We start from the raw sequence: 21,327 nt of genomic DNA, 5'->3' as shown, positions 1-21,327 counted from the left end.
CTTTTATTATGAAAACATTGCTCCCGACTTCAACGGCTGGCAGCCTGCCTAAGCCGACCTGGCTTGCGCAACCTGAAACGCTCTGGTCACCCTGGAAATTGCAGGATCAGGAACTGCTGGCAGGCAAGCAGGATGCGCTGCGCCTGTCTCTGGATGAGCAGATCCGCGCGGGAATCGATATCGTCAGCGACGGGGAACAGACCCGCCAGCATTTCGTCACCACCTTTATTGAACACCTGAGCGGCGTCGATTTTGAGAACCGCCAGACGGTGCGCATTCGTAACCGCTATGACGCGAGCGTGCCAACCGTGGTCTCCGCCGTCGCGCGCCAGAAACCGGTCTTCGTCGACGATGCAAAGTACCTGCGCCAGCTCACGGACAAGCCGATCAAATGGGCTCTGCCGGGGCCAATGACCATGATCGACACCCTGTACGACGCGCACTATAAAAGCCGAGAAAAGCTGGCCTGGGAATTCGCCAAAATCCTCAATCAGGAAGCGCGAGAGCTAGAGGCCGCAGGCGTGGATATTATCCAGTTCGATGAACCGGCGTTTAACGTCTTTTTTGATGAGGTCAACGACTGGGGCATCGCCGCGCTGGAGCGCGCCATTGAAGGGCTTAAGTGCGAGACCGCGGTCCACATCTGCTACGGCTACGGCATCAAGGCCAATACCGACTGGAAAAAGACGCTCGGATCCGAGTGGCGCCAGTACGAAGAGGCCTTCCCTAAGCTGCAGACCTCTAACATCGACATCATCTCCCTGGAGTGCCACAACTCTCGCGTGCCGATGGATCTGCTTGAGCTGATCCGCGGCAAAAAAGTGATGGTTGGCGCGATTGACGTAGCAACCAACACGGTTGAAACGCCGGAGGAAGTGGCCGATACGCTGCGTAAAGCGCTGCAGTTTGTTGACGCAGACAAGCTGTATCCGTCAACCAACTGCGGCATGGCTCCCCTCTCCCGTCAGGTGGCCAACGGCAAGCTGAGAGCCTTAAGCGCGGGCGCTGAGATTATCCGCAAAGAGCTTGGCGCGTAATCCCCTTACCTTTGCCAGTAAAGCGGCGTACCAAAACGCTCGACGTAATAATCAATGACCGCCCTGACGTTCAGGGGCGGATGTCGGGCATCGGGGTAGATCGCCGCGATCGCCTGCTGTTCCGTATTGATGGCACACTCCAGCGCGGGCAGGAGCGGAATCAGCTCACCGCGCTGGAGCGGCTCGCTCACCAGCCAGTCCGGAAACAGCACAATCCCCATCCCGCCCCGCGCCGCAGCCAGCAGCGCTTCCGCATTATTCGAGGTCATCAATGGCGTCACGGGATAGTGTATCCACGCCTCGCCCGCCCTGCGCAACAGCCAGCGATTAGGCCCTGACGATCCGCGATAGACAAGACAGTGATGGCGATTCAGATCGTCCGGCCCTTCAGGTGCACCGTGTCTACGCACGTAATCTGGCGACGCGGCCAGATGATACACCTGCTGCCCGAACACCCGCGCCCGAAACGAGGAGTCCGTCAGTACGCCAATGCGGAAGATAAGGTCTGCCGCATCCCGGTGGGGGTCAATAAAATCATCGGTCAACGTCAGCTCTACGTTCAGGCGGGGATAGCGTTCCGACAGGCCGGGAAGTCCTGGAGCTATATGCTTCTGGCCGAAAAACACCGGTCCGTTAATGCGGATCGCACCGGACGGTTCCAGCGCACGCGCGTCCAGCTCCCGGCGCGCCTCTTCCAGGTTTTCCGCCATTGACCGGGCGTAACGGATAAACAGATGACCGCTTTCCGTGGGAATGACGGCCCGCGTATTGCGATAGAAAAGCTGCTGCCCGAGCGCATCCTCAAGCTGGTGGATCACGCGCGATATCTGCGAGGCCGATATCCCCTGCCGCCGCGCCACGACGGAGAAGTTCTGCGCTTCATACACGTCGATAAAGATCAGAAGCGCGCGGATGTTGATGTTGCTGGCGTCAACCATTAATGCATTTCCCGCAAAGGTGTTTACTGCATTATGGCATTTTTCTCATTGAACAACCCACGTAATCTTCTTCGCCTGAAAACGGAGGAAGAAGAATGCAGTTTGTTTTGATTTTACTGGTGATTGCTGGCGGGATGGGCCTCTCCGTCGAGGCGGGACTGCTGGGACCACTGGGGGGAAAGGTCGGGGATTTATGGGCGACGTTCAGCATTTTTGGCGTCGGCGCCGCGCTAACATTTCTGCTGATGCTGTTTTTCAGCCCGCGCAACAGCCCGTCGTTTTTCGCACAGCCCGGCTGGCAGCTGCTCGGCGGCGTGCTCGGTCCGGTATACGTGGTCATCCTGACCGTGGCGACACCCACCATCGGCATCGCCATGACCATGATTGGCATTCTGGCCGGCCAGGTCTTTAAAAGCCTGATCATTGATCATTATGGTCTGCTGGGTTCGCCGCACAGGAAGATAAACGCAAAGCGCATTATTGCACTGGGGTTCATTATTGCGGCACTGGTTCTGGTCGCACAGGGGTAGCGTATGACACTGATTATGATTCTTCTGGCCGTCTGCGGCGGCGCAACGCTAAGCATTCAGGCCGCCATTAACGGCCAGCTCGGCAGCAGCGTGGGGGTATTTAAAAGCGCGTTTCTGACCTTCTCCGTCGGCGCGCTGGTGACCGCCCTGCTGATTTTCTTCTTTGAGCCTAAGCAGGCCGTCAGCCTGCTGGACGTGCCGAAATGGCAGCTTCTCGGGGCAATGTTTGGCGTGCCTTATATTGTGATTATGGTCGTGGCGGTGCAGCGCATCGGTACCGCCGTCGCCACGGTGGCGGTGATCTTTGGCCAGCTCGCCATGAGCATGTTGATTGATCACTTTGGCTGGCTGGGTAATCCCGCCATTTCGTTCTCGCCGAGTCGTCTGGGGGCGGTAGTCTGCCTGGGGATTGCGCTTGTCTTTATTTACTCGGGTAGTAAAACCCGCACCGACAGGACATGAGATCGCATCTTTCGGACTGAGGGCTCCCCAGAAAATTTTTACCGAAAGCGATTAAGTTTTTTTAAAGTGAAGCAATTACTTGCAGCCATGCCCTGGTCCGGCTGTAAATCGCCGAAGCGTTTCCGTAAGGCCGGGGCGAGGCGCAGGGATGCGCCGAGAGGGCGTGGCCTGCAGGGATGCAGGCTCATGCCCGACCCGATAGCCTGAAGGAATAAGCTGAGGGTACCGCGAAGCGGCGATTTACCGCCGGGAGCCCGGGTCGCCAGGGTGGTGGCGACTGAGCCACCCTGGCACGTTCACCGGTCATGTCGTTACAGAGTAGCAAGGAACATAAAGTGAACGGAAATACCACCTTAGCCGTATGTTCCCCTCACCCTAACCCTCTCCCCATAGGGGCGAGGGGATTGTTCACTGCTCGTATCATCACTCTTTACGGGTAAAGAACAGCGTCACCGTGGCGACGGTGACGCCCAGTTTCTTCATCTCGGTTTTATTAAACAGATGGTTCTCATCCTGCAGGTACATCCAGTCGTCAAAGTTCAGTAGCCAGGTACAGCCGTTGGCCTTCACGTTCATGCTGTAATGCCAGTTGAAGGCGTTGCCTGCGGCCTGCCCAGTCGCAACCCCTTCGATATCCCCCGCCGTGCCCTCGTAGCGATCGTTCCCCAGGCGCCGGATATGCCAGACTCGCTGTTGCTTCTCGCCGTCGTCGTAAACGAAGTGCTCGTTCAGGGTCAGCGTATCGCCGATAACGTCCCCGGTAATCTCAACGTGAAAACGTCGGATCTGCTTGCCGCTGCGATCCTGCACCATCCCCCACGCTTCGGTTTTGCCCTGGAAGAAGTGGAAGATATCCAGCCGCGGCTGCTGGTGGCGGTATTCGGTCACCTCCGTGCTACAGCCCGCCAGCAGCATCGTTAATGCCAGCACCATCATCAGGAAACGTTTCATTTTTGGCCTCCGATTAACTGCTGACGCAGCTCAGGATATTGCGTACGGGGAGCCAGCCAGATGGCCAGAAAACGGGTACTGAACGCTTCTGACTGGCGTGGTCCCAGGGGAATAAAGGTTTTCTGAAGGGTCGGATCGCGGTACCAGAACTGCCCCTGCTGGTCATTAAGGACAAACGCCAGCTGTGAGCCCGGTCGAACATCGGGCCACAGCGACCGGAGCATCCGCAGCCAGGCTTCGCTTTGCGGTTCCTGCGCCAGGATCCCCTGCGCCTGCCACTGGTCGCGGGTCGCCTCGACCAGCTCATCGCGATCGATGTCGCGCGCATAGGTAATTATCAGCGCCTGATCCTGGTTCTCCCGACCGTAACGCCCGTCCGGCGTACGCAGCTGGGAGGTGTAGACGGTGAACGGCCCCCAGGTGAGCGTGGCATCGCCCACCTTACGCCACGCCAGCCAGTCGGCGGCCTGGGCCGCAGGCATCGCGATCAGCCAAAGCAGCAAAATCGCAGCTCTCATTTTTGTCTCCCCATCATCAGGTGGAAAAACAGCATCAACACCAGCCAACCCGGCGCCATCCAGCTGACGACGATAAAAGTCGGCTCCAGAAATGTGATGGCATCCAGCCGCTCGCCAATCAGATACGCCACCGGGCCACCCACGGCGGCCAGCAGGGTCAGCAGCCAGCCGGGCAACGTGGTGGTGCGCGTAAGCTGCGTCCAGACGGTGGCGAACATCAGCCACAATGCCACCATCCATAGCGGCATCAGGGAGTCGCCCGTGAAGGCTATCAGTCCCGTCAGCGCCCAGAGCGTATCCAGCAAACTGCCTGCCGCGGCCAGCCCGATGGCGTAAAAACGGTATACAGACGGCAAGAGCAGGCACGCCAGGATCGCCAGCGCGAGCCAGATAATCAGGCCCTTTTCGCGAAAGAGCACCACCAGCGCCCAGTAAAGATCGAACGCGACGGCCAGCAGAAAGACCTGAAGATATCGTTTCATACGCGCTCGGCGGTCAGCTGCACCACACTGATGGTGCGGGCGTTAAACCCGGCTTCGCAGTAGCCAAAGTAGTACAGCCACATGCGACGAAACCGCTCATCAAAGCCGAGCTTTTCAATCTCCTGCCAGGCGTGGACAAAGCGCTGTCGCCAGTGCGCCAGCGTGCGGGCGTAGTCCGGCCCCATGTCGAACAGATTGCGCACCACGAAATCGGTGTGGCGCGTCATCAGATCGTTCATCGCGGTGATGCTCGGCAGAAAACCGCCGGGGAAAATGTAGCGCTGGATAAAATCGACGCTTTTGCTGTAGTCGCGATAGCGCTGGTCCTGAATGGTGATGGCCTGAATCGCCATGCGTCCTCCCGGGCGCAGCCGCGCCTGGCAGGTACGGAAGAACGTGGGCAGATAGCGCTGCCCGACAGCTTCAATCATCTCTATCGAGACCAGCTTGTCATACTGCCCGGTGAGGTCGCGATAGTCGCAGAGCAGCACCTCGACCCGCTCCTGCAGTCCGGCGCGGGCAATTCGTTCGGTCGCCCAGACGTATTGCTCCTGCGATAGTGTGGTGGTGGTCACCCGACAGCCATAATGACGGGCCGCGTATTCCGCCATCGCTCCCCAGCCAGTGCCAATTTCCAGCAGATGATCGCCCGGTTTCAGCGCCAGCTGTTCGCACAGACGCGCCATTTTGGCCTGCTGGGCCGCCGTGAGATCCTGCTCGTCCTCTGTAAACAAGGCGCTGGAATAGAGCAGCTCCTTATCCAGAAAATGGGCATAGAAGGTGTTACCCAGATCGTAATGGGCGGCAATATTTTCACGCGCCTGCGCGCGGGAGTTTCGTCGCGTCCAGTGGCGTAGCCGCTCCAGCGGCCTGCCGAACAGACGGAACCCGTTTTCCAGACGGCCAAGCACCTCGCCGTTGAGCGCCAGAAGTTCCAGTAGCGGCGTAAGGTGCGTAGTTTCCCATTCGCCGTCCATCCAGGCTTCTGCCGCGGCAAGGCTCCCGCCCGTTAAGACGCGCCAGTAGACGCCGGGCGTCAGGATCTGTACGTCGGCATGCAGCGCGGAGGCTGACTCACCAAAATGAAAGGTCTGCGCCCCCTCTCGCAGCGTGAGCGAGCCACCGCGGATACCGCTTAACAGACGAAAAAGCAGCCAGCGCGCAAGGCGCACGTTGCGCGGGATATCGGGTTCTAACGCAAAGACGGGATCGGTCATGAGCGTTCACTCCTGCTGACGGGATGGTTATACAGCGGCACGCGCTTGAGCCACAGGCGCAGCGCCTGCCAGTAAATGGCGAAAACAGTTTTCAGGGTCATGAGCGGGATGCGCACCAAAAGCGAACGCAGCGCGGGGCGCGTCAGAGGCTCCCGGCGCAGCGCCAGCGTGGCGTCGAACACCTTCGCCTCCTGATGATTTTCAATGTGCATATGCAGCGTGTTATCCGGGTCGTTGAAGCGCCAGTGGTAGATCATGTCCATCGGGTTGAAGGGGGAAACGTGAAACGCTTTTTCCGTCGGCTGGGCATGTTGCCCGTCGACCGCGTAATAATGCCGCTCGTTCCACGGCGTGTTGCGGACCTCCGCCAGCAGCCAGCGCAGGGTACCCTTTCCGTCATAGCAGTAGTAAAAGTTGACCGGATTGAAATGGAACCCGAAATAGCGCAGCTGCGTCAGGAGCATCACCCGCCCGTCCGGACGTTCCCCGGTCAGGCTCTCCAGCCTGCTTAGCACGTTCTCTTTAAGCGGCGTGCCGAGCGGATAGTCCGCGTCATGGAAAGAGGCGGCAGCAAAGCGATTGCGCCGCACGCCGACGGACGCGAGCTGCGGCAGCTCATCGAGATCCAGCCAAGCCATAAACACGCTGTAGCGAAATTCATGGGTTTTCGGCTGCAGGCGGCGGTGGCGTAATACGCCGTGGTAAAGGCAGCTGTTCATCTCAGTTCCTCTCCCCGGCCGCTATCGCATTGACCACGTCCAGCGCGCTGCGCACCCCGTCCTCATGAAAACCGTTGTACCAGTAGGCTCCGCAGAACCAGCTCCGCCGGTGGCCGTTGATCTCGCCGCGCCGCGCCTGCGCCCGCCAGCTTTGCGGGTTAAACAGCGGATGCTCATAAACGAAGCGTTGCAGAACGAAGCGCTCATCCACCGCCGCGTCCGGGTTCAGGGTGACGCAGAACAGCGGGCTGCCCGCAGGCAGCCCCTGCAGGATATTCATGTTGTAGGTGACACAGGCGCTGGCCTGCGCCTGCTCGCTCAGGCGGTAGTTCCAGCTGGCCCAGGCGCGCGGCCGCACCGGCAGCCAGCGCGGGTCGCTGTGCAACACAACCTCGTTGCGCTGCCAGCCGATATCGCCCAGCACCTCGCGCTCTGCGGTGGTCGGGTCGTCAAGCATGGCCAGCGCCTGAGCGGAGTGGCTAGCAAATATCACCTGATCGAAGGTATGGCTGCCGTTTTCGAGCTGGAGCGTGACCCCGCGCTCGTGGCGGCTCACCCGCTGAACCGGCGTATTGAGATGCAGCGTCAGCCGATCGCCCAATTTGTCCAGCATCGCGCGGATATACTCCCGCGAGCCGCCCGGCACCACGTACCACTGCGGGCGATGGGTGATATCCAGCAGACCGTGGTTTTGGAAGAAACGTAAAAAGAGCGGCAGCGGGAAGCGCGTCATCTCCTGCAGCGACGATGACCAGATGGCGGCCCCCATCGGCAGAATGTAGTGGCGCGCAAAAAACGGCGTGAAGCCGTGCTGGTCCAGAAACGTCTGCAGCGTGGCGTTCGGATCCACTTCCTCGTCCAGCGCCTGTTTTGCCAGGCGGTTAAAGCGTACAATCTCGCCCAGCAGCCGCCAGAATGCCGGATTCACCAGGTTTCGACGCTGGGCAAACAGCGATGTCAGCGTGTGGCCGTTGTACTCAAACCCCGTCGCGGGGTCGTGCACCGAAAAGCTCATCTGCGTTTTTTGCCCGCTGATGCCCAGCTCGCTGAGCAGACCCATAAAGCGCGGGTAGGTACGGTCGTTGTAGACGATAAACCCGGTATCGATCGCGTATGTACCCTGTGGCGTCGTCACGTCAACCGTTGCGGTGTGGCCGCCCGGCGTGGATCCCGCTTCAAACAGGGTCACCTGATGGTGTCCGGCCAGCCGCCAGGCGCAGGTCAGCCCGGCAATGCCGCTGCCGATAATCGCAATGTTCATGAACGCACCATCCTGCGCAGCAGCGTGCGCTGAAGAAACGCAGGCAGCCCGGAGAGCAGCCGCAAAATGAAGCCAAACCCGGACGGAAACGCGATGTGCATTTTCCCTGCCGCCAGTCCGATACGGATCGCCTTGACCGCCTCGTCGACGGTCACCCTGCCCGGCATGGCAAAATCGTTTTTTTGCGTCAGGGGCGTATCGACAAAGCCCGGAGAGACAACCGTGATGGCAATCCCTTTTGGCTCCCAGTCCAGGCGCAAACTCTCGGCAAACCAGCTCAGCGCCGCTTTGGACGCGCCGTAGGCCTCTGCGCGGGGGAAAGGCAGCCAGTGGGCCATTGAGCTCACCAGCACCACACGGTTACCGGCAACCAGCTGCGATTGTAGCGCCTCAAGGCAGTTCACCGGCCCGAGGAAATTGGTGTTCATGACCCGCTCCACCAGCGCCGCATCCACCACGCCACCGTCGAGGTATTCGCAGGTACCCGCGCAGAGAATAATCAGGTCGGCGTAGCTGCCGGTCAGCGCCTGGCGACAGGCGTTCCTGTCCGTCATATCGAACAGGCGCACGGTGAGATTGGGGCAGATCTGATGCAGCGCTTCCAGACGCGCCGGATCGCGCCCGCAGGCAATCACATGGTAGCCGTCAGCAGAGAAGGATTTCGCCAGCCCGGCGCCAATCCCCGAGCTTGCGCCGGTAATCAACACCGTCTTCATGATTTCACCCTCCGCTTCACGCCGCGAACCGCCCAGCCCAGCAGAGGAAGATGTTCGTAGATCATCTCTCCCGCATCGTAGTAGTCCCGCTGGCGCGTGATGAGATCGTTTTCCGTCTCCACCACCGAGCACCCCGGCAGATCGAGCGGTTCGCCTCCGGCAATGCGCGGATGCGACCAGTGCATCACCCAGGTGACAACAAATCGGTTCCCGCTGCACAGCGGCGGATCGATAGAAAAACGGCAGTTCTCGACGTTGGCCAGCAGATGGGTGAAATAGCGCTGAAGCGCAAAAATACCGTTGTGCTCACCGAAGGGGTCGATAAGCGTGGCATTCGAATGATAAAGCCCCGCCAGCGCGGACGGCGGCTGGCTATCCAGTGCGGCGTAGTACTCGACAAACCGACTCACGACAGAGGGCAAAGTGCTCATGGGTCACATCCTGGCTGTAAACAACGTGGCGTAATCGCATAATTAAAACTTACACAATTAACGTTATTTGTCCAAGTTTGTGCGAATTTATTTTTTATTACTCAAAAATATCAATAGGTTGAAAGCTCATTCATTTGAAGGTTTTGTAGGCCGGGTAAGGCATAGCCGCCACCCGGCTTTCACTCACTTTCAGGTTATCCTTAAGGCAAATTCAGCGGTCATCTTCCAGGCTTATCCTTTTTATTCATAAGGATGCCTGACATGAAACGTTTCTTTCTCTCCCTATTCTCAAGCCCGGAATCCTTACTGCAGGTGATGAGTCAGCAGGAAATTATTGAAGCCGTGGAAGATGGCGACCGCATCATCATCGACCAGGACGGGAACGCCTCGGTGAACTACAAGAGCAACGAGGTGCGGCAGGACTTTCTGCGTCACGTTAACGCGCTGAAGAGGGCCTGATATGGGAACGGCGATATTTATGGTGCTGATGGTCTGCGGGTACTGGTACACCAGCCGCGACCTGTCGACCCGCTTTAAAATCAAGCGTTCCTTCGGCTGGGATGTCTATTTTCTCGTTGCGCTTTACGGCTGTATTTTCGTTCTGCAGGGGGTGATTGCCACGGGGTTGCTCTGGCTGCTGCTGCTTAGCCTTTCCGCCGCCAACAACGCTTTCCATTTTGCCTCACCGAAATACACCGACTGGCAAATCGACTTTATGAACTGGAGTTTTTTAGGCATTCAGGCGCCGGTGGTGGTAATGCTGGCGTTTGCCATCCTGTTTTGTCTCTACCGGTCTAACTGGGCAGGCAGCGCCAGGCTGGATGGCGAGAGTCGGAAAAAGCTCTACAAACGGCTTGCGCAGGCGAGCGGGATCGAGCAACTGCTCTATCAATGTATGGAGCAAGGCGAGCTGGCGCAGGTCACGCTCCGCTCGAGGCGGATATACGTGGGTATGATCCACACCGCGACGCTGGAATATGAAAAAACGGCCAATATCGTGCTGATCCCGATGTTGAGCGGGTACCGGGACGAGAAGACGATGAACCTGCGCATCGAGAATAATTACAGCCGGTGGTACGCCGAGCATGACATTACGCTCGACTCGGAACCCCGCAGCGCCATGTCATTCCGCAAGGTGATTTTACTCAATCAAATTGAGAGCATCTCGCTGTTCGATCCCGCCAGCGCCAGCGCGCTGTCGCTGGCACAGCGGGATGAGAGCCCTGGCCCTAAAGAGACATCCCCATAATTCTGAGTATGCTCTGCTGTGAGGCTGTTTCAAAAAGGACGTTCTTAATGCAGAGCATGCCCTGCTTCTGGTAGAACCGGTACGCTCCTCCGTTCTGCTCAAGCACTTCCAGCCAGAGATAGTCCTTTCCCCTGCTCCGGGCCATGTCGATAATTTTATTGAACATGTCCTGACCATAGTTCTTGCCGGTCTCGGCAGGATCGAGGTAGAGCTTGTTGAGGAGAACGCCCCTCTTGTCCGTTTCTGGAAGCATGGCGTCCCAGGTCACTTTCATGAATCCCACTGGCCGATCGGTCTCTGCAACATACCAGGAAACAGCGTTATCTTTCAGGCTCTGTTCAAGTACCGAAACGGCGTACTCGCCGTCCAGAAAGGCCTTCATCTCGGCGTCGGATACCCACAGATGCTGAAAATGGGCGGGGTATATGCGGTATCCAAGTTCACTTAAGAGCGCAGAATCGGCCCCGCTGGCCTGTCGAATTCGAAGAGTCATGGAAGGTATCCCTGGTCATCACCCGCGTTGGGCATGTTGATAGAGGTCCCAGCGGTTGCCGTAAATATCTTCAAACACCACCACCATACCGTACTCTTCCTCACGAGGTTCTTCACAAAAATGAACGCTTTTTGCTTTCATGGCATGGTAATCGCGCCAAAAATCATCCGTCTGAAGGAACAGGAAAACTCGGCCACCGCATTGATTACCGATAAAACCTTCCTGCCTCTCGTTAGACGCACGAGCCAGCAAAATATTGCAGTCGCTTTCCGGGTTGGGCGAGACGACTACCCAGCGTTTTCCCGGTTGGGGCGTATCCTCTACAAGGGTAAACCCCAGCTTGTCGGTGTAGTATTCAATGGCACGATCGTAGTCATCAACCACAATAGCCACGCAGCCGAGGCATCGTTTCTGTGTTCTCATTTCCGTTACCTTTACTCTAAATGGTTATGCTCAGCGCTTTTCCACTGAATACGCGCACATAAAAACAGCGATCGCATGCGTAACCCGACGAGCAATTTCTTCATCAGATAAGCTTTTTCTGGCGCCAAGCTTTATCTCAAGGCTTGTCATCCCGAGCCACAACCCGGCCAGGTCGTCAGCTGCTTCGCGCGGGGAGCACGCGATCAGTAAGCCCTTTTCAACGGCTTCACCGATAATTGTCTCCAGCATCTGCTGCGCCCTGCCGGGACCTGCCGCATAAAAACGCGCGGGTAACTCCGGATGACGAATAGCGGCGGAGGCAATTAAGCGGTCCCAGCCCGTCAGCTCGCGCTGGTTGATGAAGCGGACAAAACGGTTGCCAAACGCGGTTAAGACCTCGGTCAACGACAGATGATGCCGCTCGGAAAAATCACTGTCACTGATGGTCAGATCCGATTCCTTACGGAGTACGGCCTCAACAAGCAGATCTTTATCCGCGAAATTGGCATAAAGCGTGGCTTTTGCCACCCCGGCAACGCGGGCAATTTCTTCCGTCGTGACATCGAGGCCTTTCTCGAGAAACAGGCTTCTTGCGGCCTGCAGTATCGCCTGCTCCTTTGACGGATCTTTTGGGCGGCCTTTCTGCCGAACCTTTTCTCTCATCGTTTACGACCTGACAAAAGCATGCTCATCATGAGCCCCCCGATAACGGTTATGTGTTCAAGCGCGATATGAAACTCCTGGGTGCGCTGGGGCTCGCTAAATTTCCAGAATGGATGCCCCACCGGAATGGTGAGTAATGTAAACACAATCAGCATTGCCGATCCAATCCATCCGTAGCCCGCAAAATTCGAAATCACCAGAGCAGAGCCTACAAGCTGACAGAGAATGGTGCCTGTCGCGAATAAGACGGGCCAGGAGAGACCCACGTCCACCATTTCCAGCACAATCTCTCCAAAGTTGAACAACCCGTAAAAGCCTGCCATCCAGAAGAAAAAGGTCAGTAAAATTCTTGAAAGACAGAGTGTTGTGATAGATGACGTGATTTTTGACACTGAATTATCTCTTTGATCATTTAAAAGACTGGTGAGTCTACTTATTAATTAAAAGACCGACAAGTCTGATAAGTGCGATCAACGCCCTGACACACCAAAACGGGTGGGTGAAAATCAGTGTGAGAACGCGCTAGTCTGCCTCTGGTGAATGGATGGTGAGCGATGAAGACATATGGAAATTATTTTGATGCGCCACGGCGAACCCGAATACAGGGGCGCGGGAAAGGTGTCGTACAGGGAAATGGTGGGATGGATCGACAGCTATAACCGCTCTTCAACGGGCCGCGACAGACCTTCGGAGATGGCTCAAATCCTCGCGTGCCGCGCGCTGACGTTTCTCAGCAGCCCTCTCCCGCGAGCCCTTTCATCATTGAAATCGCTGGGGTGTGAACCGGGCTTAATCGATGAGGTTTTTCGGGAAGCAGAGCTGCCGGTGTTCCGTATTCCGGGGTTACGGCTATCGCCTTTTTACTGGACAGCGCTGTTTCGCGTTCTTTGGCTCTGCGGCCTGTCTGGCGAGTCAGAGCGCGTAAGCGCCGCAAAAGAACGTGCCGTTAAGGCGGCAGAAATCCTGGTGAATGTCGCGAAGGACTCTGACGGCCCCGTCTTGCTCATGGGGCACGGAATGATCAATCGGTTTATTGCGAAGGAACTGATCGCATCAGGCTGGAAAGAACAGACTTCCCCGGTAACCGGTTACTGGGGCGCGGGGGTTTACAGCCTTGTGTAAGGGCACATACTGACACCGAGGATTTTTTCATCCTCGGCGCTTGGGTCATAGCGTCTGGCCAAGGATAACGCGATCGAACAGACGGTCTCCCAACCAGAGACGCATGCGGATGAGCATCTTTGCATTCTTGCCGGCTGCATAACGTGTACGCGGATGAGGGCTTTTAACGGCGCTGGCAACCACGTCCGCAATCACCTTCGGGTCGCTGCCTCTGCCATTCCCGTATGCATTTTTGACCGATTTAGCCACCTTCTCCACGAGGCGAGCGTAAGGGCCATTTGCTGAGCGTTTAACTATATTGCCGCTGACCACATCACCAAAGCCTGTCTCGATTAAACCCGGTTCAACAATCACAACCTTAATGCCAAATTCTGCCACTTCAAGACGCAGACAGTCAGACCATCCCTCAAGCGCATGTTTCGTTGCGTGATACCAGGCTCCCAGAAGGGTGTAAATCTTACCCCCCATAGAGGTGATATTAATAATGTAACCGCTGCGTCTGGCGCGCATGGCCGGGATCAGCAGTTGCGTAAGGCGGGCCGCACCAAACACGTTAACCTCAAACTGATAGCGAGCTTCATCAATACCGATCTCTTCTACCGGTCCATAGAGCCCAAAACCCGCGTTGTTGACCAGCACGTCAACCCCACCTGTCTGCGACATGATGGTATTCACGGCAACCACAATGTCTTCATCACGTGAGATATCCATCCGCAGAGGGTACGCGCCAAGCTGGGCGAGATCGTGCATTTTCTCAACGCTACGGGCAGCAGCGTAAACCTGATAGCCATCCTGAATAAGACGACGGGCGATGGCTTTGCCCATACCTGACGATGCACCGGTGACCAGCGCAGTTTTTTTGTCCTGAGTAAACATAGATACCTCGGTGAGTAGACTGTGGCTAGTTTGCTCTCCTTTGACCTCATGTTAACTAGCGTATCGCGCCATTTGACTCGCAAACTGCGCCATCAGAGCGATAAATACGCACGTGTTTACTCAAGACGCATGGCTGTCCTGGCCGCTTCAGGAGTCTGGCCCGTCCAGGTCATAAATGCGCGATAGAATGAGTTAGGATCTTCGAAACCCAGCAAAAACGCGATCTCATACCCGGAAAGACGCGTATTGCGAAAATAATGACGGGCCAGGTGTTCTCGACACGCGTTGACAAGGTTGCGAAAGTTTTCCCCTTCCTGCTCAAGCCTTCGCTGCAGCGTGCGTTTGCTCATCCCCAGACGCTCAGCCGCTTTTTCAATAGTCGCTTCGTTACCGGGAACTAGCTCCAGGAGTACCGCTCGTACGCGCTCGGCGGTTGAAGCCCGTTCATTTAACTGACCGAGACGACGCTGCAGTTCCGGTTCAAATACCTGCCACATTCCCTCATTGACCGTTAAAAAGGGTCGAAGCGCATCGGCTGCGGAAAAGCTGATGGCGGGCTGTTCTCCGTATTGCACGTCAGTACCAAAGAAACGCGAAAAGTGGCTGTTCTGAACCGATGACGGTAGCGCAGAAACGCAGATCCGTAAGGGGTTAACCGGTTCGCGCGTTCCCAGTCGCAGAAGCTTGAGCAGGAAGCCCAACTCTGCCACCTGGAGAAACGGCGGAATAGTTGTCGCAAAAAGCCAGCGCGGTGAGACGGTAAGGTTGCCGTTTTGGTCGACCGTTGTCTCCAGAACCATGGGAGCAATAAGCTGTTTATATCTGGCCAGACGCTGGACAGCCTGCATCATATTGCTGCTACACAGTGCGGCAAAAAGGGGCGGATCAAACACATCCGCAGAGATCAACTCAATGAGCGGGACGGGAAAGGCAGGATCGTTCGTTTCAGCCTCCAGCGCGTTCCAGAAGCGAATGTATTCATTCGTATCGAGTCCCCGCGCTTTTTGTAAAAAGAGATCGTCAGGTAATCCTGCCCTGCGGAGAATGCGTTCTGGCTCAAGCCCCGCGTCTTTCAGCAGCGTTTTCCAGCTTATATCGAGAGCGAAAGTACGGTTATAGGCCATTTGCTTATTCCGGTGTGAAGGTTATTCAACGCTTAGTGTTGTTGTGTTGCTGGCGTTTGTCAGTCGTCGCAGGTGTAAATATTATTTGCTTCCTAAAAACGCTGCTTCTAATGCCCTCTTCAACGACGTGATGACCTCATCCGTCTCCATGCCCATCTGCGCATGAATAATGGCGCCGTCAATGAGCAGCATGATTTCATTGACGACGCGCTCATCCGCGATGGTCGTCAGCGACGCAATAATATTCTTTGTTTCGATTTTATGATCGCGGCATATCGCTTTTATTTCACTTTCAATATCTTCGGATTTGGCTTCGGCGCTGGCATTAATAAACGCGCAGCCGTGGAACTCCGGCGAAATAAACCATTCACAGAGCGTTGCAGAAATCGCATCAGCAGGTATTTCGCCTTCATCGAGATGTCGGCGCAGCGTGGATTCAAACCAGTTAATCCATATTTCATGCCGATAGTGCAAATAGGCGAGAATAAGTAAACTTTTGCTCGGAAAATGGCGATAAAACGTCACCTTCGTCACTTTCGCCTCTTTAATCAGCGTATCAACCCCCGTCGCCCTGAAGCCCGTGGAATAAAACAGATCGTGCGCCGTGAGTAATATTTTATCCCGGACGCTAATTTTTGTTTCGTTGCCTGCGTGTTCGGTTTTCATTTTTTCGACAGCCTCAAAAAGGGTGTTGACAGCGTTATTTTTCAGGCATAGATTACCCCAAGTAGACAGACCTGTCTACATAAAATCACACTGAGGTAACCGCCATGAACACACGTCCTCCTTTACCGCCCTTCACCCGTGAAAGCGCCATCGAAAAAGTCAGGCTGGCAGAAGATGGCTGGAACAGTCGCGACCCGGCGAAAGTCGCGCTGGCCTATACGCTGGATACCCAATGGCGCAACCGCGCAGAGTTCGCCACCAACCGTGAAGAGGCCCGGGCGTTTCTGGAGCGGAAATGGAAAAAAGAGCTGGATTATCGTCTGATTAAAGAGCTGTGGGCCTTTACGGATAACCGCATCGCGGTCCGCTATGCCTATGAATGGCATGATGATTCAGGCAACTGGTTCCGCTCGTACGGCAACGAAAACTGGGAATTCGCCCCGGACGGCTTGATGAAGCGTCGTTTTGCCTGCGTAAACGATATGCCGATAAAAGAATCCGAGCGACTGTTCCACTGGCCGCTGGGCAGACGTCCGGACGATCACCCGTCGCTAAGCGATCTGGGCTTATAGGATTTTTGCATCACTCCGGGGCGCCCCGGAGTGATGGGTTTAGAGTGCGCCCAGCTGTTTCATCAGCGTCAGGTTGTCCTCAATATGCCAGTTTGCCGCAATTTTACCGTCGCGGACTTCATAAATATCCGTAGCGATGAAATCTATTTTCTGCCCTTTTCCTTTCAGCTTGCCGAATGTCCCGGTGAATGTGCCGTAAAAATGCAAATGCGAAACCACGCGAGTGCCTGAAATAATCATCTGCTCAACGTCGCAGCGCAAATCGGGCACGGCCGTGCGAAACGCACGCGAGGCTAAAATAGCGCCTTCAGGCCCCTGCTTACGACCTTCCGGGGGCGTTTTATCGATGAAATTCACCGCCAGCGCATCACGCGCCAGGGATTCTTCTCCCGTATTCCAGAACGTTGCATATTCTCTGGCAACGGCTTCATTCGCCCTTAATTGCGCCTGGGGCAAGCTCTTATCAACAATAAGCTGTTTCGGCTGAAGCCATTCCAGCTGCGCCGAAAATGTGGTGCCGGACAGACCGGCAAGAATAAGCGCCGCGATAGCGGGACGAAAACACGTCGTATATTTCATGATGTCTCTCAACAGAGTATTACGTTACCCGCAGACGATTTCCTGCGGTTCAAACCGGTGGGGGTTCAGTTAATTAACGCCCCGCCCTCAATATCAATGACCGACCCCGTGACAAAGGGATTGTCCATGGCGAAAAGATATCCTTGCGCGATGTCCTCCGCCCTTCCCCAGGCTTTGGCTGGCAGGGTTTCCGCCGCGCCGGCGAGCATTTTTTCCCGCGCGGCGGCGTCCATCCCCGCATACGCTTCCGTGTCGGTCAGCCCCGGACTCACGACGTTGACGCGCAGCGGGGAAAGCTCCTTCGCCAGCACTTTTGTCGCGGCCTCAATGGCGGCATTCATCGTGGTTTTTACGATGGCGCCCGCCACGGTGCGGCGCGCCACAAAGCCGCTGGTGAAGGTCAGCGTACCGCGGGGAGCGATGTTCCCGCTGAGATAGCGGGCGACATTGAGGCTTCCCCAGAATTTTGTATCAAAGGCATGTCTTGCCGCACGGAGATCCAGTCCGGAAAGCAGCCCGCCCGGCGCCTTTGAACCCGCCGTGACGACAATATTATTGACCTCGCCCAGCGTTTCACTGAGCGCAACAAGCTCTGCCTCACGGCTGATATCGAGCACGAGAGTGCTAACAGACGCGGCATGAGCGCTCAGTCGTTGACGTGCAGCGTCCAGTTTCGCGCTGTCGCGTCCCGCAAGAATAATCTCCTCGCCGCGCCCGGCAAGCAGGGTGCCCACGGCGAAACCGATGCCGGAAGCGCCGCCGATAATTAAGGTTTTACGGGTCATAACGTTTCCTCCTCCAGGGTGTACGTTGGGTAATCGGTATATCCCGTGGCGGTCCCGCCAAACAGCGTGGCGGGGTCGCGCACCTGGGCCAGCGGCAAGCGGTGCGCCAGCCGGTGAGGCAAATCCGGGTTGGCAATAAACGGTCGTCCGAAGGCAATCAAATCGGCATAGCCCGCCGCCAGAATTTCTTCGGCTTTGGCAAGGTCATAGTTGCCCGCGACGATCAGCGTTCCGCTGAAGGTCTCGCGAAGGGATTGACGGAAACGCTCGGGTATCTGCGGCGCGTCGTCCCAGTCGGCTTCCGCCAGGTGGATGAACGCAATCCCCTTTTGTTCGCACCAGGCCGCAAGCGCGAGTATGGCTTCAGAGACCTGCGGGTCGTTCATCCCGCGCTGGGTAATAAACGGCGAAAGACGGATGCCCGTACGTTCGTGACCAATCGCCTCGGCAATCGCGCTTAACACTTCCTGGGCGAAGCGGATCCGGTTAGCCACCGTACCGCCGTACTCGTCCGTGCGTTTGTTGGAGGTTTGGCGCAGGAACTGGTCAATCAGATAGCCGTTTCCGCCGTGGATCTCCACGCCATCAAACCCGGCCTGGACGGCATTCAAAGCGGCCTGGCGATAGTCCGCGACGATGTTCTGAATGTCCTTGCGTGAGAGCGTTCTCGGCTGCGGGCAGTCAACCATCTGGCCTTCCCCACGCTCATTCACCACCCACACCTGCGCGTCTGGCGCAAGGGCAGACGGGGCGACGGGCTGACCGTCCGGGTGAAAACTGGCGTGCGACATTCGCCCAACGTGCCAGAGCTGAGAAAAAATGACGCCGCCCGCCTGATGCACGGCCCCCGTCGTGAGCTGCCATCCTGAAACCTGCTCCGGCGAATGGATGCCGGGCGTCCAGGAGTATCCCTGACCCTGAGGCGAGATCTGCGTGGCTTCGGTGATGATTAACCCCGCGCTGGCCCGCTGCCGGTAATACTCGGCCATCAGCGCGGAGGGAATGTTGCCCGGCTGAAGGGAGCGCGCGCGGGTCATCGGTGCCATGACGATACGATTTTTCAGCTCTAACTGACCCAGCCTGTAACGTTCAAAGAGTGAGGTAGGTTTCATGTTTTCATCCCTTATGGTTTGGATGAAATCACTTTACAGTCGGCATCTGATTTTGATAATTACGCTAAAAATAGATGCACTTTTCGGAAAAAATGAATAATGGGTAAACTCGAAGACATGGCCTTACTGGTGGAAGTCGCCAGGGCCGGAAGTCTTTCCGCCGCCGGACGACGCCTGTCGCTTTCCCCTGCCACCATGACGGCCAGGCTGAAGGCGATTGAGGAGCGTTACCAGACGCGGCTGTTTCATCGCTCCACGCGATCCCTCACCCTGACCCGCGCAGGCGAAGAGTTTTACCACGCCGCGCTGCGCGTGCTGGAAGAGGTGCATCACGCCGAGTCGCTGCTGACGCAAAAAGAGGGCGTGCTCAGCGGCAACATTCGCCTTTCCTCTCCCTCGGACTTTGGCAGACAGTATCTCAGCCCTGCCGTGATTGAATTTTCCCGACGCCATCCTGCCGTAAAATTTTACATCTCGCTAAAAGAACACGTTGAGGATCTGGTTGCTAACCGGCTGGATATGAGCGTGCGTTTCGGTAACCTGCCGGACAGCAGCCTTGTCGTCAGAAACATCCGCCCGAACCATCGGGTGCTGGTTGCCTCCGGGGCGTATCTTAACGACCACGGCATCCCCGCCACGTTTGCAGATTTAGCCCGACACCGGTGCCTGGCGCTGGAGTCTCAGGGCGTGGTGATGAACGAATGGCGTTTTGAAAAAGAGGGAGAGGAAAACATTGTGCGCGTCGAGCCCGCCATGGTGTGCGACGACGGGGCAGTGCTTCGTCAGTGGGCGCTCAGCGGGGCCGGCATCGCGGGGAAATCGTGGTGGGACGTCAAAGACGACGTTGAGGCCGGAAGACTCACGGTGCTGTTTGCCGACAGCTTCACCGGCTTTAGCCGATACGATCGCAAAGATGTCGGGCTGCAGTTTGTTTATCCGCAGCGCAAGCTGCAGCCGCTTCAGGTTACAGCGTTCAGCCAGTTTTTTCTCGACTGGCTAAAAGAAAATTAATTTGTCGCCAAAATAAGAGACAGCGCCCATTTCGGTGCCCCCCTCAGGACTACCCTGAGAGCGGTTTTCAGGAGGAACAAAACATGAAAAAGCTTCTGATATGTTGTTTGTTTGGTAATACCGCAAACTCCCTCGCCAAAAAGATGCAGTCTCTGGCAGAACGCGAAGGCTATCCGCTGATGATTAGCGCTGTAGGGCTGGATAACTTCGCCAGCGTCGCTCCCGCCTTCGATGGGTTTCTCATCGCACCGCACATTCAGTACAAACTCGATGAAATAAAAGAAACGGTGGGTAATACGCGTTCACTCGCCATCGTTGAGAGTCTTCCCTATGCCTCTCTGGACGCGAGGAAGGTATTGGATTTCGTAAAGGAACAGATGCCTGAACTGGCTGCCTGAAATATAAGGCCGCATCGGTTCTGCGGCCTCCTCTCACCCGCCGATCAAAACACGGTTTCCTCGGACATTCTGATCATATTGCGTCCACTCTCGGCTTAAGCAAAAAACGTCTTTGTTCAGCGCAAGGGAACTGCGCTGAAACCCTCGCTTATCGTCGGCAGATAGATGCCTTCGTGCGTGAAAAACAGTGATACACTTACCCCACCGGGTTGATCGTCCCATCTGAAGGGCTCATGATCAATGACGGTAACCAAAGCACGAAATGGTCACTCGTTGTTAATCGTCGCCTGTCACGCTAAGCTTACATAATGACTAAAACTATGAACGCCCCATCAATACGTGGTCCACTTGACCATTCTGTCAGAGAGCAAATCGTCGAAGCGGCTTTTGAGCACTTCGGTCACTACGGCTATGAAAAAACCACCGTCGCCGAGCTGGCGAAATCGATCGGTTTTTCAAAGTCCTACATTTATAAGTTCTTCGATTCCAAGCAGGCTATCGGCGAGGTGATCTGCGCTAACCGCCTGGAGCTGATCATGGCGGCAGTGCTTTCCGCCCTTGAGGGTGCACCGTCAGCAAGCGAAAAATTACGCCGGCTCTTCAAAGCGCTTACCGAGGCAGGAAGCGAGCTGTTTTTCCACGATCGCAAGCTTTACGACATCGCCGCCGTCGCCGCGCGCGAGCAGTGGCCGTCGACAGAACGGTATGCTGAAAGCCTGATGAAGCTGATTGAGAGCATCATTATTGAAGGCAGGCAGGCCGGAGAGTTTGAAAGAAAAACGCCGCTGGATGAGGTCACTCAGGCCATCCACATGGTGATGTGTCCTTTTATCAACCCCGTTCAGCTGCAGTACAACCTTGAAATGGCCCCCGCTGCCGCGGTGCTTCTCTCCTCACTGATATTAAGAAGCCTGGCCCCCTAATTTGTGACCATTGACATTATTGGTCACTAGTCAGAGAATGCGGATACCGTCCTGTTACTTCAATAAGGT

General features: G+C 56.3%; 29 protein-coding genes. 10 read left to right on the top strand and 19 right to left on the bottom strand.

Annotation, left to right across the window (positions count from 1 at the left end):
* The first annotated feature begins 8 nt into the window (after positions 1-8).
* Positions 9-1,037 (top strand): methionine synthase, encoded by a 1,029-nt coding sequence (locus KGP25_RS11205; RefSeq protein WP_048030571.1) that lies wholly within the window; start codon positions 9-11, stop codon positions 1,035-1,037.
* 5 nt (positions 1,038-1,042) lie between these two features.
* Here KGP25_RS11205 and KGP25_RS11200 read toward each other — a convergent pair whose 3' ends face one another.
* Positions 1,043-1,975, bottom strand: a complete 933-nt coding sequence (locus tag KGP25_RS11200) for a LysR family transcriptional regulator (RefSeq protein WP_223540450.1) — start codon at positions 1,973-1,975, stop codon at positions 1,043-1,045.
* 95 nt (positions 1,976-2,070) lie between these two features.
* Here KGP25_RS11200 and KGP25_RS11195 point away from each other — a divergent pair, with 95 nt between their 5' ends.
* Together KGP25_RS11195 and KGP25_RS11190 are read left to right on the top strand one after the other, a co-directional pair.
* Positions 2,071-2,505, top strand: coding sequence for a DMT family transporter (locus tag KGP25_RS11195; protein WP_045910475.1), 435 nt, complete (start codon positions 2,071-2,073; stop codon positions 2,503-2,505).
* 3 nt (positions 2,506-2,508) lie between these two features.
* Positions 2,509-2,967 carry a DMT family transporter gene (locus KGP25_RS11190; protein WP_045910474.1) on the top strand — a complete coding sequence of 153 codons (459 nt, stop codon included), beginning with the start codon at positions 2,509-2,511 and terminating at the stop codon, positions 2,965-2,967.
* Positions 2,968-3,390: 423 nt separating this feature from the next.
* Here KGP25_RS11190 and KGP25_RS11185 read toward each other — a convergent pair whose 3' ends face one another.
* The 8 genes from KGP25_RS11185 to KGP25_RS11150 are packed head-to-tail and all read right to left on the bottom strand — an operon-like array spanning position 3,391 to position 9,262.
* Positions 3,391-3,918 (bottom strand): DUF3833 domain-containing protein, encoded by a 528-nt coding sequence (locus tag KGP25_RS11185; protein ID WP_223540449.1) that lies wholly within the window; start codon positions 3,916-3,918, stop codon positions 3,391-3,393.
* Entirely contained in the window at positions 3,915-4,436 is a 522-nt protein-coding gene (locus tag KGP25_RS11180; RefSeq protein WP_223540448.1) for a hypothetical protein, read from the bottom strand. Before KGP25_RS11180 ends, KGP25_RS11185 begins: the two co-directional genes overlap by 4 nt.
* Positions 4,433-4,918 carry a DUF2878 domain-containing protein gene (locus KGP25_RS11175; protein ID WP_024908367.1) on the bottom strand — a complete coding sequence of 162 codons (486 nt, stop codon included), beginning with the start codon at positions 4,916-4,918 and terminating at the stop codon, positions 4,433-4,435. The genes KGP25_RS11180 and KGP25_RS11175 overlap by 4 nt, the downstream gene beginning before the upstream one ends.
* Entirely contained in the window at positions 4,915-6,135 is a 1,221-nt protein-coding gene (locus KGP25_RS11170) for a cyclopropane-fatty-acyl-phospholipid synthase family protein (protein ID WP_167210493.1), read from the bottom strand. The genes KGP25_RS11175 and KGP25_RS11170 overlap by 4 nt, the downstream gene beginning before the upstream one ends.
* A complete protein-coding gene (locus tag KGP25_RS11165; protein WP_223540447.1) occupies positions 6,132-6,854 on the bottom strand; it encodes a DUF1365 domain-containing protein in 723 nt (240 codons plus the stop codon). Before KGP25_RS11165 ends, KGP25_RS11170 begins: the two co-directional genes overlap by 4 nt.
* A 1-nt stretch (position 6,855) precedes the next feature.
* Entirely contained in the window at positions 6,856-8,115 is a 1,260-nt protein-coding gene (locus KGP25_RS11160; protein ID WP_223540446.1) for an FAD-dependent oxidoreductase, read from the bottom strand.
* On the bottom strand, positions 8,112-8,831 hold the full coding sequence (locus KGP25_RS11155) for an SDR family NAD(P)-dependent oxidoreductase (RefSeq protein ID WP_223540445.1): 720 nt from the start codon (positions 8,829-8,831) through the stop codon (positions 8,112-8,114). Before KGP25_RS11155 ends, KGP25_RS11160 begins: the two co-directional genes overlap by 4 nt.
* Positions 8,828-9,262, bottom strand: coding sequence for a nuclear transport factor 2 family protein (locus KGP25_RS11150; protein WP_045910466.1), 435 nt, complete (start codon positions 9,260-9,262; stop codon positions 8,828-8,830). The genes KGP25_RS11155 and KGP25_RS11150 overlap by 4 nt, the downstream gene beginning before the upstream one ends.
* A 261-nt stretch (positions 9,263-9,523) precedes the next feature.
* Between KGP25_RS11150 and KGP25_RS11145 the strand changes: the two genes are divergently transcribed.
* The gene (locus tag KGP25_RS11145) at positions 9,524-9,721 is read left to right on the top strand and encodes a hypothetical protein (protein ID WP_008502331.1); all 198 of its coding nucleotides are present in this window, start codon (positions 9,524-9,526) and stop codon (positions 9,719-9,721) included.
* 1 nt (position 9,722) lies between these two features.
* Entirely contained in the window at positions 9,723-10,511 is a 789-nt protein-coding gene (locus KGP25_RS11140) for a hypothetical protein (protein WP_045910465.1), read from the top strand.
* Here KGP25_RS11140 and KGP25_RS11135 read toward each other — a convergent pair.
* The 4 genes from KGP25_RS11135 to KGP25_RS11120 are packed head-to-tail and all read right to left on the bottom strand — an operon-like array spanning position 10,492 to position 12,482.
* On the bottom strand, positions 10,492-11,004 hold the full coding sequence (locus KGP25_RS11135; RefSeq protein ID WP_223540444.1) for a GNAT family N-acetyltransferase: 513 nt from the start codon (positions 11,002-11,004) through the stop codon (positions 10,492-10,494). The two genes, KGP25_RS11140 and KGP25_RS11135, sit on opposite strands and share 20 nt — an antisense overlap.
* An 18-nt stretch (positions 11,005-11,022) precedes the next feature.
* Positions 11,023-11,427 carry a VOC family protein gene (locus KGP25_RS11130; RefSeq protein WP_223540443.1) on the bottom strand — a complete coding sequence of 135 codons (405 nt, stop codon included), beginning with the start codon at positions 11,425-11,427 and terminating at the stop codon, positions 11,023-11,025.
* A 30-nt stretch (positions 11,428-11,457) separates the two neighbouring features.
* Positions 11,458-12,090: a TetR/AcrR family transcriptional regulator gene (locus KGP25_RS11125; protein WP_021241367.1), complete on the bottom strand. Its 633-nt coding sequence runs from the start codon at positions 12,088-12,090 to the stop codon at positions 11,458-11,460.
* Positions 12,087-12,482 (bottom strand): DoxX family protein, encoded by a 396-nt coding sequence (locus KGP25_RS11120; protein ID WP_223540442.1) that lies wholly within the window; start codon positions 12,480-12,482, stop codon positions 12,087-12,089. Before KGP25_RS11120 ends, KGP25_RS11125 begins: the two co-directional genes overlap by 4 nt.
* A gap of 172 nt (positions 12,483-12,654) precedes the next feature.
* On the opposite strand from KGP25_RS11120, the gene KGP25_RS11115 reads away from it, so the two are divergent.
* Positions 12,655-13,212 carry a histidine phosphatase family protein gene (locus tag KGP25_RS11115; RefSeq protein WP_223540441.1) on the top strand — a complete coding sequence of 186 codons (558 nt, stop codon included), beginning with the start codon at positions 12,655-12,657 and terminating at the stop codon, positions 13,210-13,212.
* Between the two features lie 45 nt (positions 13,213-13,257).
* Here the strand turns inward: KGP25_RS11115 and KGP25_RS11110 are convergent, their stop codons facing one another.
* The 3 genes from KGP25_RS11110 to KGP25_RS11100 all read right to left on the bottom strand — a co-directional run bounded on the left by KGP25_RS11110 (position 13,258) and on the right by KGP25_RS11100 (position 15,878).
* Positions 13,258-14,088: an oxidoreductase gene (locus KGP25_RS11110; RefSeq protein WP_223540440.1), complete on the bottom strand. Its 831-nt coding sequence runs from the start codon at positions 14,086-14,088 to the stop codon at positions 13,258-13,260.
* A 116-nt stretch (positions 14,089-14,204) separates the two neighbouring features.
* The gene (locus tag KGP25_RS11105) at positions 14,205-15,212 is read right to left on the bottom strand and encodes an AraC family transcriptional regulator (RefSeq protein ID WP_223540439.1); all 1,008 of its coding nucleotides are present in this window, start codon (positions 15,210-15,212) and stop codon (positions 14,205-14,207) included.
* Between the two features lie 81 nt (positions 15,213-15,293).
* Positions 15,294-15,878 (bottom strand): TetR/AcrR family transcriptional regulator, encoded by a 585-nt coding sequence (locus KGP25_RS11100; RefSeq protein WP_223540438.1) that lies wholly within the window; start codon positions 15,876-15,878, stop codon positions 15,294-15,296.
* Between the two features lie 104 nt (positions 15,879-15,982).
* Between KGP25_RS11100 and KGP25_RS11095 the strand changes: the two genes are divergently transcribed.
* Positions 15,983-16,450 carry a nuclear transport factor 2 family protein gene (locus tag KGP25_RS11095; protein WP_032674724.1) on the top strand — a complete coding sequence of 156 codons (468 nt, stop codon included), beginning with the start codon at positions 15,983-15,985 and terminating at the stop codon, positions 16,448-16,450.
* Positions 16,451-16,489: 39 nt separating this feature from the next.
* On the opposite strand, the gene KGP25_RS11090 is transcribed toward KGP25_RS11095, so the two are convergent.
* The 3 genes from KGP25_RS11090 to KGP25_RS11080 form a co-directional block, all read right to left on the bottom strand.
* Positions 16,490-17,029, bottom strand: coding sequence for an ester cyclase (locus tag KGP25_RS11090; RefSeq protein ID WP_048030600.1), 540 nt, complete (start codon positions 17,027-17,029; stop codon positions 16,490-16,492).
* 65 nt (positions 17,030-17,094) lie between these two features.
* Positions 17,095-17,814 (bottom strand): SDR family oxidoreductase, encoded by a 720-nt coding sequence (locus KGP25_RS11085; protein WP_048030601.1) that lies wholly within the window; start codon positions 17,812-17,814, stop codon positions 17,095-17,097.
* Positions 17,811-18,926, bottom strand: coding sequence for an alkene reductase (locus tag KGP25_RS11080; RefSeq protein WP_223540437.1), 1,116 nt, complete (start codon positions 18,924-18,926; stop codon positions 17,811-17,813). The genes KGP25_RS11085 and KGP25_RS11080 overlap by 4 nt, the downstream gene beginning before the upstream one ends.
* Before the next feature lie 99 nt (positions 18,927-19,025).
* On the opposite strand from KGP25_RS11080, the gene KGP25_RS11075 reads away from it, so the two are divergent.
* The 3 genes from KGP25_RS11075 (at position 19,026) to KGP25_RS11065 (ending at position 21,258) form a co-directional block, all read left to right on the top strand.
* On the top strand, positions 19,026-19,937 hold the full coding sequence (locus tag KGP25_RS11075; protein ID WP_223540436.1) for a LysR family transcriptional regulator: 912 nt from the start codon (positions 19,026-19,028) through the stop codon (positions 19,935-19,937).
* A gap of 83 nt (positions 19,938-20,020) precedes the next feature.
* Entirely contained in the window at positions 20,021-20,335 is a 315-nt protein-coding gene (locus KGP25_RS11070) for a PTS cellobiose transporter subunit IIB (RefSeq protein ID WP_045910457.1), read from the top strand.
* Positions 20,336-20,643: 308 nt separating this feature from the next.
* Positions 20,644-21,258 (top strand): TetR/AcrR family transcriptional regulator, encoded by a 615-nt coding sequence (locus KGP25_RS11065; protein ID WP_045910456.1) that lies wholly within the window; start codon positions 20,644-20,646, stop codon positions 21,256-21,258.
* The last annotated feature ends 69 nt before the right edge of the window (positions 21,259-21,327 follow it).

Source organism: Enterobacter sp. JBIWA003, from assembly GCF_019968825.1.
GTDB lineage: Bacteria > Pseudomonadota > Gammaproteobacteria > Enterobacterales > Enterobacteriaceae > Enterobacter > Enterobacter quasiroggenkampii.
The sequence above is the reverse complement of the archived record's forward strand: the minus strand, read 5'-3'. Positions and strand labels throughout refer to the sequence as shown.

Excerpts from the sequence above, each read along its gene's own strand:
- KGP25_RS11205 (WP_048030571.1), top strand. The coding sequence starts at position 9 with ATGAAAACATTGCTCCCGACTTCAACGGCTGGCAGCCTGCCTAAGCCG.
- KGP25_RS11200 (WP_223540450.1), bottom strand. The coding sequence starts at position 1,975 with ATGGTTGACGCCAGCAACATCAACATCCGCGCGCTTCTGATCTTTATC.
- KGP25_RS11195 (WP_045910475.1), top strand. The coding sequence starts at position 2,071 with ATGCAGTTTGTTTTGATTTTACTGGTGATTGCTGGCGGGATGGGCCTC.
- KGP25_RS11190 (WP_045910474.1), top strand. The coding sequence starts at position 2,509 with ATGACACTGATTATGATTCTTCTGGCCGTCTGCGGCGGCGCAACGCTA.
- KGP25_RS11185 (WP_223540449.1), bottom strand. The coding sequence starts at position 3,918 with ATGAAACGTTTCCTGATGATGGTGCTGGCATTAACGATGCTGCTGGCG.
- KGP25_RS11180 (WP_223540448.1), bottom strand. The coding sequence starts at position 4,436 with ATGAGAGCTGCGATTTTGCTGCTTTGGCTGATCGCGATGCCTGCGGCC.
- KGP25_RS11175 (WP_024908367.1), bottom strand. The coding sequence starts at position 4,918 with ATGAAACGATATCTTCAGGTCTTTCTGCTGGCCGTCGCGTTCGATCTT.
- KGP25_RS11170 (WP_167210493.1), bottom strand. The coding sequence starts at position 6,135 with ATGACCGATCCCGTCTTTGCGTTAGAACCCGATATCCCGCGCAACGTG.
- KGP25_RS11165 (WP_223540447.1), bottom strand. The coding sequence starts at position 6,854 with ATGAACAGCTGCCTTTACCACGGCGTATTACGCCACCGCCGCCTGCAG.
- KGP25_RS11160 (WP_223540446.1), bottom strand. The coding sequence starts at position 8,115 with ATGAACATTGCGATTATCGGCAGCGGCATTGCCGGGCTGACCTGCGCC.
- KGP25_RS11155 (WP_223540445.1), bottom strand. The coding sequence starts at position 8,831 with ATGAAGACGGTGTTGATTACCGGCGCAAGCTCGGGGATTGGCGCCGGG.
- KGP25_RS11150 (WP_045910466.1), bottom strand. The coding sequence starts at position 9,262 with ATGAGCACTTTGCCCTCTGTCGTGAGTCGGTTTGTCGAGTACTACGCC.
- KGP25_RS11145 (WP_008502331.1), top strand. The coding sequence starts at position 9,524 with ATGAAACGTTTCTTTCTCTCCCTATTCTCAAGCCCGGAATCCTTACTG.
- KGP25_RS11140 (WP_045910465.1), top strand. The coding sequence starts at position 9,723 with ATGGGAACGGCGATATTTATGGTGCTGATGGTCTGCGGGTACTGGTAC.
- KGP25_RS11135 (WP_223540444.1), bottom strand. The coding sequence starts at position 11,004 with ATGACTCTTCGAATTCGACAGGCCAGCGGGGCCGATTCTGCGCTCTTA.
- KGP25_RS11130 (WP_223540443.1), bottom strand. The coding sequence starts at position 11,427 with ATGAGAACACAGAAACGATGCCTCGGCTGCGTGGCTATTGTGGTTGAT.
- KGP25_RS11125 (WP_021241367.1), bottom strand. The coding sequence starts at position 12,090 with ATGAGAGAAAAGGTTCGGCAGAAAGGCCGCCCAAAAGATCCGTCAAAG.
- KGP25_RS11115 (WP_223540441.1), top strand. The coding sequence starts at position 12,655 with ATGGAAATTATTTTGATGCGCCACGGCGAACCCGAATACAGGGGCGCG.
- KGP25_RS11110 (WP_223540440.1), bottom strand. The coding sequence starts at position 14,088 with ATGTTTACTCAGGACAAAAAAACTGCGCTGGTCACCGGTGCATCGTCA.
- KGP25_RS11105 (WP_223540439.1), bottom strand. The coding sequence starts at position 15,212 with ATGGCCTATAACCGTACTTTCGCTCTCGATATAAGCTGGAAAACGCTG.
- KGP25_RS11100 (WP_223540438.1), bottom strand. The coding sequence starts at position 15,878 with ATGAAAACCGAACACGCAGGCAACGAAACAAAAATTAGCGTCCGGGAT.
- KGP25_RS11095 (WP_032674724.1), top strand. The coding sequence starts at position 15,983 with ATGAACACACGTCCTCCTTTACCGCCCTTCACCCGTGAAAGCGCCATC.
- KGP25_RS11090 (WP_048030600.1), bottom strand. The coding sequence starts at position 17,029 with ATGAAATATACGACGTGTTTTCGTCCCGCTATCGCGGCGCTTATTCTT.
- KGP25_RS11085 (WP_048030601.1), bottom strand. The coding sequence starts at position 17,814 with ATGACCCGTAAAACCTTAATTATCGGCGGCGCTTCCGGCATCGGTTTC.
- KGP25_RS11080 (WP_223540437.1), bottom strand. The coding sequence starts at position 18,926 with ATGAAACCTACCTCACTCTTTGAACGTTACAGGCTGGGTCAGTTAGAG.
- KGP25_RS11075 (WP_223540436.1), top strand. The coding sequence starts at position 19,026 with ATGGGTAAACTCGAAGACATGGCCTTACTGGTGGAAGTCGCCAGGGCC.
- KGP25_RS11070 (WP_045910457.1), top strand. The coding sequence starts at position 20,021 with ATGAAAAAGCTTCTGATATGTTGTTTGTTTGGTAATACCGCAAACTCC.
- KGP25_RS11065 (WP_045910456.1), top strand. The coding sequence starts at position 20,644 with ATGACTAAAACTATGAACGCCCCATCAATACGTGGTCCACTTGACCAT.